At 64.4% G+C, this 12831-nt stretch carries 7 protein-coding genes; 4 read left to right on the top strand and 3 right to left on the bottom strand.

Annotated features, from left to right (window positions below; translation table 11 throughout):
• Window positions 1-314 precede the first annotated feature (314 nt).
• From BLU15_RS11285 to BLU15_RS11275, 3 genes are all read right to left on the bottom strand, one after another.
• Window positions 315-1112, bottom strand: a complete 798-nt coding sequence (locus BLU15_RS11285) for an FAD binding domain-containing protein (protein ID WP_090295386.1) — start codon at window positions 1110-1112, stop codon at window positions 315-317.
• 15 nt (window positions 1113-1127) lie between these two features.
• Window positions 1128-3473, bottom strand: a complete 2346-nt coding sequence (locus tag BLU15_RS11280; protein WP_090295382.1) for a xanthine dehydrogenase family protein molybdopterin-binding subunit — start codon at window positions 3471-3473, stop codon at window positions 1128-1130.
• 99 nt (window positions 3474-3572) lie between these two features.
• Window positions 3573-4061, bottom strand: a complete 489-nt coding sequence (locus tag BLU15_RS11275; RefSeq protein WP_034802397.1) for a (2Fe-2S)-binding protein — start codon at window positions 4059-4061, stop codon at window positions 3573-3575.
• A gap of 430 nt (window positions 4062-4491) precedes the next feature.
• On the opposite strand from BLU15_RS11275, the gene BLU15_RS11270 reads away from it, so the two are divergent.
• The 4 genes from BLU15_RS11270 (at window position 4492) to BLU15_RS11255 (ending at window position 12653) form a co-directional block, all read left to right on the top strand.
• Window positions 4492-4749, top strand: coding sequence for a glycine zipper domain-containing protein (locus BLU15_RS11270; protein WP_034802400.1), 258 nt, complete (start codon window positions 4492-4494; stop codon window positions 4747-4749).
• Window positions 4750-4970: 221 nt separating this feature from the next.
• Window positions 4971-6200, top strand: a complete 1230-nt coding sequence (locus BLU15_RS11265; RefSeq protein WP_060521366.1) for an MFS transporter — start codon at window positions 4971-4973, stop codon at window positions 6198-6200.
• A gap of 257 nt (window positions 6201-6457) precedes the next feature.
• Entirely contained in the window at window positions 6458-8371 is a 1914-nt protein-coding gene (locus BLU15_RS11260; RefSeq protein WP_082566522.1) for an autotransporter assembly complex protein TamA, read from the top strand.
• Window positions 8372-8474: 103 nt separating this feature from the next.
• Window positions 8475-12653, top strand: coding sequence for a translocation/assembly module TamB domain-containing protein (locus BLU15_RS11255; protein WP_090295379.1), 4179 nt, complete (start codon window positions 8475-8477; stop codon window positions 12651-12653).
• Window positions 12654-12831 lie beyond the last annotated feature (178 nt).

Here is a 12831-nt window from a genome sequence, read left to right as displayed (position 1 = left end):
CCCGGCCGCTTTTCTTCAATCAAAGCGACCTGGGGTCAACCTCGGAATGCCCAGCATCTGCCAACTGCGGCAAAAGGCCCTTGACGCGCTGCCTTCCCAGCGAGTGCATCCGAGATGATCTAGCATTTTTGAGCCTGAGCATCTTCGCTGCTTTCACTGAAACCGTTTCAACGGGAACAGCCCTAGTTTTGAAACATTCCAAAGAAAGCCTTAGTGCATGTTCATCACGTCAAGCTTGATCGAAGTCAAGCAAGGATGAAAAAAGGACGGCCGAAGCCGTCCTTTTTCAATGTTGGTGTGACGGCGAAGGCTGGTCATGCCGCCGCAACGGCGCGTTTGGCCATGACCTTCACCAGATTGGCGCGATAGGCCGCATCCGCGTGAATGTCGGAGAGCAGCTCCGAGGCATCGACGCTAATATTGCCGAGCGCATCCGGCGTCCAGTTGGCAGCAAGGGCTGCCTCCATCTCCGCCTGACGGAAAACGCCATTTGCGCCCGCACCCGTGACCGCGACCCGGATCTCGCCATTGTCGCGCTTGGCGACGAAGACACCGGTCATCGCGTAGCGCGAGGCCGGGTTGGCGAATTTCTGGTAGGCGGCCTTTGCCGGGGCGTCGAAGCTGACCGCGACGACGATCTCGCTGTCTTCCAGCGCCGTTTCGAACAGACCGGTGAAGAAATCGTCGGCCGCGATCTCCCGCCGGTTGGTCACGATCGTCGCGCCGAGCCCGAGCATCGCTGCCGGATAATCCGCCGCCGGATCGTTGTTGGCGATGGAGCCGCCGATCGTGCCCATGTGTCGCACATGCGGATCGCCGATATGGCTGGCAAGGCTGCAGATCGCCGGACACACAGCTTTGAGCGCCGCCGACGAGGCGACCTCATAATGTGTCGTGGCCGCGCCGATCCGCACGGATCGGCCGTTGACTGAGATGCCCTGCATGTCGGCGATGTGCCGAAGGTCGATCAGATCGCTCGGCGACGCCAGCCGCTGCTTCATCGTCGGAATGAGGGTCATGCCACCGGAGACGTACTTGCCTTCGCCGGCCGCATCCATTCGGCTGACGGCGTCCTGAACCGAGGACGCCCGGTGATATTGGGTCTCGTACATGAGGTGTCCTCCCGTTCACTTGGCCGCGTGCGCCGCCGCCCACACCTTCTGCGGTGTCGCCGGCATGGTAAGCGCGTTGTTGCCGATGGCATCTGTGATGGCGTTGATCAGCGCCGGTGGCGAGCCGATGGCGCCGGCCTCGCCGCAGCCCTTGATGCCCAGCGGATTGTTCGGGCAGGGCGTGTTCGAGGTCGAGACCTGGAACGACGGCAGGTCGTCGGCGCGCGGCATGGCGTAGTCCATGTAGCTCGCCGTCAAAAGCTGGCCGGAGGCATCGTAATGCACGCCTTCGAGCAGCGCCTGGCCGATGCCCTGGGCAATACCGCCATGCACCTGTCCCTCGACGATCATCGGGTTGATGATGTTGCCGAAGTCGTCGGCCGCGACAAACTGGATGATCTTGGTTCGGCCCGTTTCCGGATCGACCTCCACCTCGCAGATGTAGCAGCCGGCCGGAAAGGTGAAGTTGGCAGGGTCGTAGAAGGCCCCCTCCTTCAACCCCGGCTCCATGCCGGCCGGCAGATTGTGGGCGGTGTAGGCGGCAAGCGCCATCTGGAACCACGGCACGGTCTTGTCGGTGCCGGCGACCTTCAGTTCGCCGTTTTCGATGACGATGTCGCTTTCGTCCGCTTCCATCAGGTGAGCGGCAATCTTCTTCGCCTTGGCTTCGACCTTGTCGAGCGCCTTGACGACGGCCGACATGCCGACAGCACCGGAGCGCGAGCCGTAGGTGCCCATGCCCATCTGCACCTTGTCGGTATCGCCATGCACGATGTTGACGCTGTCGATCGGCACACCGAAGCGGTCGGCGACAAGCTGGGCAAAGGTCGTCTCGTGGCCCTGGCCATGGCTGTGCGAGCCGGTCAGGACCTCGATCGTACCGACGGCGTTGACCCGCACTTCGGCCGATTCCCAAAGACCGACGCCAGCACCGAGCGAACCCACCGCCGCCGACGGTGCGATGCCGCAGGCCTCGATGTAACAGCTCATGCCGATGCCGCGCTTCATGCCGCGCTTTTCCGCTTCCGCCTTGCGGCCGGCAAAGCCATTCCAGTCGGCCGCCTGCATGGCCGCTTCGAGCGAAGCGTCGTAGTCGCCGGCGTCATAGTTCATGATGACAGGCGTCTGATGCGGGAAGGAGCGGATGAAATTGACCCGACGCAATTCGGCAGGCGAGACGCCGAGTTCGCGGGCCGCCGTCTCCATCGTGCGTTCCAAGAGATAGGTCGCCTCCGGCCGCCCGGCGCCGCGATAGGCGTCGACGGGCGCAGTGTTGGTATAGACCGTGCGCACATTCGCATGGATCGCCGGGATGTCGTACTGCCCGGAGAGCAGCGTCGCATAGAGATAAGTCGGCACCGCCGAGGAGAACAGCGACATGTAAGCGCCGAGATTGGCGATCGTATCGACCTTGAGCCCGATGATGCGGTTGCTCGCATCGAACGCCATCTTCACCTTCGACACGTGGTCGCGACCATGCGCATCGGTGAGGAACGCTTCGGTGCGGTCCGACGTCCATTTGACCGGCACGCCGGTGCGCTTCGACGCCCAGAGACAGACGATCTCCTCCGGATAGATGTAGATCTTCGAGCCGAAGCCGCCGCCGACATCGGGCGCGATCACCCGCAGCTTGTTTTCCGGCGCGACATTATAGAAGGCGCTCATCACCAGCCGGGCCACATGCGGGTTCTGGCTGGTGGTGTAGCAGGTATAGTGGTCGTCGCCGGCGTCGTAGATGCCGATCGCCGCACGCGGCTCCATCGGGTTGGGCGAAAGCCGGTTGTTGTGGATGGTGATTTCGGTGACATGCGCCGCAGCGCCGATCGCCTTGTCGGTCGCCGCTTCGTCGCCGATCTGCCAGTCGAAGATCAGGTTACCGGGCGCTTCCGGGTGAAGCTGCGGCTGTCCCGCCTCAAGCGCCTTTGAGGCGTCGATCACGACGGGAAGCTCCTGGTATTCGACGACCACGGCTTCGGCAGCATCACGCGCCTCGGCGACGCTGTCGGCAACGACGATCGCCACCGCATCGCCGACGTATCGCACGGTCTCGTGCGCGAGCGGCCGCCAGGCGCCCATCTTCATCGGCGATCCGTCCTTGGAATGGATCATCCAACCGCAGATCAGGTTGCCGATACCATCGGCGAGCAACTGCTTGCCGTCGAGCACGCCGATCACGCCTGGCATGCCGATCGCCGCCGACCCGTCGACTTTGAGGATCTTCGCATGCGCATGCGGGCTGCGCACGAACACCGCATATTTCATCCCCGGCACGGACATGTCGTCCGTATAGCGGCCCTTGCCGGTCAGGAACCGCTTGTCCTCCTTGCGCGCCACGCGCGCGCCAATGCCTTCAACGCCCATTGCCTATCTCCTCCCGAGATATCCAGCGACAGTCCCGACGGCCATGCATCGGTCCTGAGTGACATGCGTCAGGGGCGAGATTCCGCCCCCGTTCTGCCGCTATTCTGCGGCCACACGGGCGCCGCTCATCTCGGCGGCGGCGGCAAGGATCGCTTTCACGATGTTGTGGTAACCGGTGCAACGACAGATGTTGCCTTCGAGCTCGGCGCGCACCGTCGCCTCGTCCAGCTGACCCTGATGCCTGCGGATCATGTCGACGGCCGTCATCACCATGCCGGGCGTGCAGAAGCCGCATTGCAGGCCGTGATTGGCCTTGAAGGCCGCCTGCACCGGATGCAGTTCGCCATCGGCCGCCAGCCCTTCGATGGTGGTGATCGTAGAGCCTGCGGCTTGCGCGGCGAGGATGGAACAGCTCTTGACCGACTTTCCGTCCATATGGATGACGCAGGCGCCGCACTGCGAGGTATCGCAGCCGACATGGGTGCCGGTCAGTCCGAGATTTTCGCGTATGAATTGCACCAGCAATGTGCGGTCGTCGCAATGACCGCTCACCTGACGGCCGTTGACCGTCATTGTTACTTTCGCCATTTCGCTCCTCCGGGGTCGGTCAATGCCAACACGAGCGCGGCCGGAAAGTCGGGTGAGATGGTTCACGCGACTAGGGTACGCGCCAACTGATATCGATGCCCGTCGCCCACGGATCCGCTCCTCCGGATTTTCGCAGGCTTGTTTGTATCATTTGTCTTTTTTTGGAATGCCGCAACCGCCCCTGCCCGCCGAACGACAAAATTTTTCCACGCCGGTTGTGCCGAAGGGAACTGCCTTCATGTCCCGTTCAGGAACGATATCATTATCTTGCCGGCAGGAAGAAACCGCAGCGCTCCCGTAGACTTTCGATGGGGACCGCGTATTTTCCGAACCGCAAGTTCCGGTGGAGCGGGATGTTCCCGGCTTCGCCATCATCCACGGGACGGACTGAGCGATAGGCTTGAGATCCGTAGACATCGGAGAGAACAACATGAAGAAAGCCATCGCACTTGTGCTGGTCGCCCTGGCGGTCGCAAGCTGCACCCAGACGGAAAAGGGCGCCGGCATCGGTGCCGTTTCCGGCGCGATCATCGGCGGCGCTGTTACCGGCGACGTCCGTGGCGCTGCAGTCGGCGCGGCAATCGGCGGTGTTTCCGGCGCAGTCATCGGCAACGTCACCGAGCAGCCCGGCCAGTGCTACTATCGCGACCGCTACGGCCGCCGCTACATCGACTCGTGCCCGCGCTAAGGCGACAGGCAGCCTGCCGTCGGCTGCAGCTTGAGCCGCCCGACGGTCTGGTTTGATGTTTCCCCCTCACGGCTGACCGCCCTGAGGGGGTTTTTCGTTGCGGCAACCGCATCCTCTGCCGCACACAACGCGCAGCGGCCAACGAAGGCGCCGAAATCGGGTGGCAACCGCCGAAGCAATCCCGTCTGCTGACCTCGACGTTTCATGATCGAGGTTCTTCCATGCCAAACCCACCACGCGACACCCTGCCACCGGCCTTCAAGCGCATCGGCTGGTCTAACCTGTTCGCACAGTTTTCCGAGCAGATGGCGCTGGCCGCCGCTCCGCTCGCCGCCGTGCTTCTGCTCGCCGCAGGCCCTGCGGAAACCGGATGGCTGCAGATGGCGCAGACGCTGCCATTCCTTCTGCTCTCCATTCCCGCCGGTCTCGTTGCCGACCGCGCATCGCGGCGCAGGCTGATGGTCTCCTCGGAAATGCTGCGCGCGCTGTCGCTGGTTGCCACGCTGTTGCTGATGCTCGGCGGCCTGCTGTCGCTGCCGCTGCTCGCCGTCATGGGCTTCGTCGGCGCCATTGGCACGGTCTGCTACAATGTCGCCGCCCCAGCCCTGGTGCCGGCGATCGTGCCCCGTCACCAACTCGCCGACGCCAATCGCTGGCTGGAGCTCGCCCGCAGTCTCGCCTATTCCGGCGGACCGGCGATCGGCGGCGCGATCGTCGCATGGACCGGCGCATCGCTCGCCTATGTCGCCGCCACATCCCTGTCCCTTCTCTCTGTCGTCCTGCTCGCCGGCCTTGGCGACCAGCAGCAACCGACCGCTCCCAGGCGCAACCTCCTTCAGGATCTCGCCGAAGGCGCCCGGTTCCTGGGCGGCCACGCGCTGCTCAGGCCCATTCTGGTGACCGCCATCGTCTTCAACACGGCCTGGTTCGTGCTGCAGGCGGTCTATGTCGCCTATGCCATTCAGACCCTCGGGCTGACGGCGACCGGCGTCGGCATCACGCTTGGCATCTATGGCGCCGGCATGATGATCGGCGCCTTCGCAGCCCCCGCCATTGCGCGCCGGATCCCCTTCGGCCTGATGATCGCCCTCGGCCCGCTCGGCGGGTTGACGGCTGCGGCCGTGATGCTCTCGACCATCTGGGTTCCCTCAGGCGCCCTTGCCGGTTTGAGCTTCTTCCTGTTCGGCGCCGGCCCGGTGCTCTGGTCGATCGCCACGCTCACTTTGCGGCAGGCCGTCACCCCCAATGCGATGCTCGGGCGCGTATCGGCCTTCATCACCACCGCCACCTTCGGCGCCCGGCCGATCGGTGCAGCGCTCGGCGCCATCGTCGCCACACGCTTCGGCGTCGAGGCGTGCCTTGCCGTCGCAGCGGTCGGTTTCCTCATCCAGTTCCTCGTCATCATCGCTTCCGGCGTACCGCAATTGCGGGCGCTGCCCGAGGCGGCGTAGCGGCTCGATACAGCGGACAAGGCGGCATTTAAGCCTCCAAAAAGGCGCAGCGCCTTACTGGTTGTCGGCGGTGGTTGTGCTGCGCCGACAACATTTCCGCGCTTTTTCGACGGAATCGGCACCGAAATTCGGCATCAGGGGTGGATGCAGCGGATCGTCATCGTTAACAGATGGAAAACCTTAGGCATGCGATAGTGACCCAGCCGCATAAGCAGGCAGTTTGTATTGGGTCGCCTGAAGACGGGATGCGGAAGCGAATGTCCCCACCACGGTCGAGTATTGCGTACTGGAAGGCAGCGACTTCGCTTGCTGTTGCCTTTTCGTGCGCGCTCGGCCCGCTTTCCGCCGAGAAGGCCTATGCCTTCAAGCTCTTCGGCATGAAGTTTTTCGAGAGCGACGAGGAAGAGGCGCCGGTGATCGACCCGGTCAACTATACCCTCACCTTCGACGCCGGCACCGAAGACAAGGAACTGAAGGAAGCGCTGGAAAACAGCTCGCAGCTCGTGCAGGGCCAGGAAAAGCCTGTCTCCGGCGATCTTGGCCTGGCAATTCGGGCGCGTGACGACCGCGACCGGCTGCTTGCCGCACTCTACGAAAAGGCCCGCTACGGCGGCACCATCGCGATCCGCATCAACGGCCAGGATATCGACAGTCTGCCGCCGGATCCGTCTTTCCCGGATGGCAAGCCGATTCCGGTCACCGTCACCGTGACGCCGGGTCCGGTCTTCAACGTCGGTTCCGTCAAGTTCGAAGGCGATGCGGCCGGTTTCAGTCCCGCTGATTACGGCCTGCCCGCCGGCGCGCGTGCCGATTCCACCTTGATCATCAAGGCCGGCGAAAAGGTCGTGAACGATCTGCGCGAGCAGGGTCGCCCCCTGGCCAAGCTCACCGAACGCAGCGCTGTCGCCAACCACGCCAACTCGACCGTCGACATCGTCATCGGCGCCAGCGGCGGCCCGGTTGCCCCAGTCGGCGAAGTCAGCGTCGACGGAACGAAGACCGTCGACCCGGGTTTCGTGCGCGACTACTCACGCCTCAACGAAGGCCGTCCCTATTCGCCCGCGGACATCCGCAAAGCCTCCGAGCGCCTGCGCCAGCTCGGCGTCTTTTCGAGCGTCACCATCAAGGAAGCCAATGCGCTTTCGCCCGATGGATCTCTCCCGATGAAGATCGAGGTGTCCGAAGGCAAGCACAAGTATTTCGGCTTCGGCGCCCAGGTCTCGACCACCGACGGCCTCGGGCTTTCGGGCTACTGGGGACACCGCAACCTTTTCGGCCGCGCCGAATCGCTGCGCATCGAAGGATCGGTCGACCGCATCGGCGAGACCAAGGAACTGGACAAGCTCGACTATTCGGTTGGCATCCTGTTTGCCAAACCCGGTGCCTTCGGCCCGGCTTCCACCTTTACCGCGAGCGTCAAGGCCAACATCCAGGACCCAGACGCCTACCGCGCCAAGATCCTGACGGCAGCGGCCGGCGCCACCTTCGAGCTCTCGGACACCGACACCGTCTCAGGCGGCGGCGAGCTCAGCTGGGCCAATATCGACGACGCCTTCGGCTCGAACTCCTATCTGACGGCCGCGATCCCGCTCGAATATGTGCGCGATACCCGTAACGACAAGCTGAACGCGACCGAAGGCTACCGGGCGATGATAAACGCCAAGCCGAGCTACGAAATCAAGGGGCAGACCTTCTTCTCGTCCTTCGAAGCCTCGGCATCCGGTTACCATGCGCTCGGCGACGAGAAGCGCTTCGTGCTTGCCGGCAAGATCGGCGCCGGCATGCTCGTCGGCGGCAGCGGGCTCGAAGACATTCCTGCCAACCGCCGCTTCTATCTCGGCGGTGGCGGCTCGGTACGCGGCTATTCCTACCAGGAGATCGGCCCGCGCAATTCCGACAACGAGGAGACCGGCGGACGCTCCTATGTCAATGCCTCGCTCGAAGCCCGCATCGCCATCACCGACACCATCGGCGTCGTGCCTTTCATCGACGCCGGTACGGTGTCTGCGAAGACGACGCCGGATTTCTCCGACATCCGCGCCGGCGCCGGCATCGGCCTGCGTTACGCCACGCCCTTCGGCCCGATCCGCCTCGACTTTGCCGTTCCGCTTAACAAATATCCCGGCGGCACCAAGTACGGCATCTATGCCGGTATCGGCCAATCCTTCTGATCCGGGCCGTTTCTTCCACCAGAACCTGCAAATCGCCGCCATTGCCGGATAGTTTCTGCCGGCGGCGATTCCGCTTGGGAGCAACTTGCGTTATGGGTAGATCATGAATCAGGTCGTCCGCTTCCTTCGCGCGACGCTGCGCTATGGCCTTCGTGTGCTTGGCGTGATTGCGGTCGTTGCCCTTCTTCTCGTCGCCTTCGTGGGCTTTACCACACCCGGCGCAAGGCTCGTCGCCTGGGCAATCGAGAAGTATGCGGCAACCCCCGACCAGATCGTGCGGATCGCCGATCCGAGCGCGCTGTTGACCGGCAAGTTCACGGCCGGAAGCATCACGCTGTTCGATGGCGAGGGCGTCTATGCCGAAGTGCGCGACCTCGATCTCACCTGGTCGCCCGCCGCCCTTCTCTCCTTCCGCTTCGAAGCCGCAGCACTCTCGGCCGGCTCGGTGCGCGTCGAGCGCCTGCCGATCCCCTCCTCCGAGACCAAGGAAGTCCGCTCGACCTTTGCGCTTCCCGTGGACGTCAAGATCGACGCGATCGATCTCAAGGAGGTCATCATCGGCAAGGCGATCGCCGGCGAGGACCAGTTCCTGACCGCCAGCGGCAAGGTGAACGCGACCAACGAGAGCATCGCCCTTCAGCTTGCGGCCGCCCAGCGCGACCGGCCGGAGGCGCGCGCGGTCGCCGATATCGTCTTCAATCCGGCGGGCAACGAACTGAAGCTCGAGGCGACCGTGGACGAGCCCAACAACGGCGTGCTGGCAAAGCTGCTTCGCCTGCCCAACGAGCCCGCAGTCAACATCAAGCTGACCGGCGAAGGCCCGCTTTCCGACTGGGCCGGCAGCGCCACGGCCGCACTCGACGGCAGCGAAATTCTCAAGCTCGACGGTCGCCACGTCCAGACGCCCGACGGAATGCACCGGCTGACCGTTAACGGCGGCGGCGGTTTCGGCTCGCTGATGCCGCCGGCGCTGCGCCCGATGTTCGAGGGTGACACCAGTCTCGACATCGCCGCCGCGTTCAACGACCAGGGGCTGGTTCAGGTCGACAAGGCTCATGTGACGACGGGCGCGCTCTCCTTTGCCGCTTTCGGTACTTACGACAGCAAGGGCGAGAACAACCTCAAGGCCAGGCTTGCCGGCACCAACGGCCCTGTCGACTTCCGCTGGCCGCTGCAGAAGGGTGAAGCGCAGGCCAAGATCAATGCCGTCGATTTCTCGCTGATCGGCGACGCGCAAGCCGCGATCCTCGATCTCACCGCAGACGTCACCTCCCTGGCGGTGCCCGACGTGGCGCTTGGCGCAGTCAAGCTTTCGGCACGCAGCGACGGCTTCAATCTCCAGGCGCAATCCGGTCCGGTGAAGGCGGCAATCGAGGTGGGCGAAGCCGGCTTCAACGACCCCAACCTCGCCCGCCTGGTCCAGGTGCCGCTGAAGGTGGACGCAATCCTCTCCGTGACGAAGGAAAACATCGCCTTCAACCCGGTGACGATCGAAAGCCCCGGTATCGGCGGTTCGCTCACCGGCGCCTTTTATCGCGACGAGAACACGGTTTCCGCGGCCTTCAAGCTCTTCGCCGTTCCGGACGCGTTGCCGCCGGCGGCCGCCGCGAAATTCGATGGCACGATCGCACTCTCGGGCGAAGTGAAGACGGCAACCGACGGCGGCGTCACCGTGGAGGGCCTCGAGCTCAAGTCGGGCACGATCGAGGCCGCCGGCACCGTTGCGCTCGCGCAGAGCAACCTGACGGCCGACCTTAGGGGTACCCTGCCTGATCTCGGCAAGCTGCTTGCCGATGCCAAGGGCCAGGCCGACTTTACCGCCGCCGTGACCGGCCCGCTTTCGGAACTCGGCATCAAGGCCGAGTTGACGTCGAGCGGCGCGACACTGGCCGGACGCACGCTCAGCGACCTCAACGTCAAGGCCGACGCCAAGGCCAACCCTTCGAGCCCGCAGGCAAGCCTGACGGCGACCGGTGCACTCGACGGCCAGGCCATCGACGTCAAGGCCGACGTCGTCTCGAAGGATGGCCAGACCGCAATCCCGGTGCTCGAAGCCAGGATCGGCGAGAACAAGCTGACCGGGGCGATCAGCTTCACCCCCGATTTCAAGCCGGACGGCACGGTCAGCTTCGACCTGCCCGATATCGGCCTCTTGGCCGCCATGGCCGGGCAGAAAGCATCCGGCGACCTCAACGGCTCGGCGGCCATCAAGACTCAAAACGGCATCACCTCCGTCGTCGTCAAGGCCGGCGGCAGCGGCATCAAACGTGACGCACTGACGATCTCCAGGCCGACCGCCGACATCACCATCGCCGACCTCGCGGCCCTGGCGATCAAGGGCAGCATCCGCGCCGAAACGGTGGCGCAGGGCGAAAACCGTGTTTCCGGACTTGCCGTCGATTTCGAGCAACAGGCCGGCCGCACCGGTTTTGCCATCGACGGCAAATATGACGGCGGACCGCTGACGGTGAAGGGCGACCTCGCGGGCGCCAAGGGCCGCACGGAAATCCGCCTCGCATCCTTTGGCGCAACGCCGAAGGGCATTGCCCTGAAACTGGCGCAGCCGACGGTGATCGCCATCGAAAACGGCACCGTCCGTCTCAACGCGCTGACGATCCAGGCATCGAAAGGCACGATCGCAGTCAACGGCACGGCTGGCGAAAAGCTCGACATCACTGCGAAGCTCAACGCCCTGCCCGCAGCACTGGTCAACGCCTTCGCACCGGACCTCGGCGCCGAGGGCACGATCGCCGGCACCGTCGATGTCGAGGGCGCAGCGTCTGCCCCGGTCGTCGCCTACGACCTCAAATGGTCGGGCGCCTCGCTCGCGGCAGCCCGCACCGCGGGCGTTGCGGCCTTCGATGTGACGGCGGACGGCAAGTTTGCCAACAACAAAGTGACGCTCGATACGACGCTTTCGGGCGCCGGCGGACTTTCCTTCAAGGGCGGCGGCAATGTCGACATCGGCGGCAACATGCCGATCGCGATGAAGTTCAGTGGCAACGTCCCCTTCGCCCTCATCGCCAACCTGATGGCGGAGAAAGGCTTCACGCTGACGGGCCAGGCAAATGTCGATGTGGCAATCTCCGGTTCCGCCAAGGCGCCGCAGATCGCCGGCACGATCACCACGTCAGGCGGGCGCCTCGTCGACGTGCGTCGCAACCTGGCGCTCAACGACCTGACCGCCAATGTCGCGCTCGATGGCAAGCAGGCGACGATCTCCAGGCTCTCGGCCAATCTCGCGACCGGCGGCTCGGTCGAAGCCAGCGGTACCGTCGGCACCGTACCCGGTTCCGGCTTCCCGGCCAACCTGACGATCAAGCTGAACAACGCGACCTACGTCGATGGCACCCTGTTCAACGCCAACGTTGCCGGCGAGATGACCTTGACCGGTCCCCTGGTCGCGACCCCGACGCTCGGCGGCAAGGTGACGATCCGCAAGGCATCGATCACCATTCCGGAGAAGTTGCCGACGTCGCTTTCGGCCATCGACATCAAGCACAAGAATGCGCCGCCCAAGGTGCGGAAGATGGTCAAGGACCTGCGCAAGGACGAAGTGCCGGCCGCAGGCGCCAATGCCAGCGGCGTGATTGCCTTCGATCTCGGCGTCAACGCCCACCAGATCTTCGTGCGCGGCCGCGGCATCGACGCGGAGCTTGGCGGCGACCTGACGATCCGTGGCACCGCCGTGCAGCCAATTGTTTCCGGCGGCTTTGAGATGCGCCGCGGACGGCTCGAAATCCTCGGCAAGCGCCTGACCTTCACCGACGGCAATATCGGCTTTGGCGGTGACCTGATCCCGACGCTCGACCTCAAGGCGACCTCCAGCGTCGGCGCGACCACCATCACCGTCGCGGTCGCGGGCCTCGCCAACAATCCGCAGATCGCCTTCTCTTCCTCCCCGGCGCTGCCGCAGGACGAAATCCTGGCGCAGCTCATCTTCAACCGATCGCTGTCAAACCTCTCGGCCTTCCAGATCGCCCAGCTCGCCTCGGCCGTCAGCCAGCTTGCCGGTGGCGGATCGACCTCGCTGCTCGACGGCCTGCGCAACAAGCTCGGCGTCGACGATCTCGACGTCACCACCGACGAGAATGGCGGCGCCTCCGTGCGCGCCGGCAAGTATCTCAACGACCGCACCTATATCGAGCTGCAGCAGGGCTCCGATTCCGCCTCCAGCAAGGCGGTCATCAATCTCGATGTCGGCAAGGGCGTGAAGCTCAAGGGCTCGGCCGCCGGCGACGGTTCGGCCTCGGGCGGCGTCTTCTTCGAAAAGGAATATTGAGCGGCGGCGGGCGTAAACACGCCTGTCCCGCCCGCATCACAAGGAAGCCGGTGGGTCGATCGCGATCCACCGGCTCCAGAGCCCCTGTGTTGCCCGCTCGACAGCAAACTCACTATGGTCCTTTGGAGGCACCGGCGGCGCCTGAAGCCGTGATCGGTCGCATGTCATCGGCGCGGAG

This window comes from Ensifer sp. YR511 (genome assembly GCF_900103045.1).
GTDB lineage: Bacteria > Pseudomonadota > Alphaproteobacteria > Rhizobiales > Rhizobiaceae > Ensifer > Ensifer adhaerens.
This window is presented reverse-complemented; position numbering and strand designations above follow the sequence as displayed.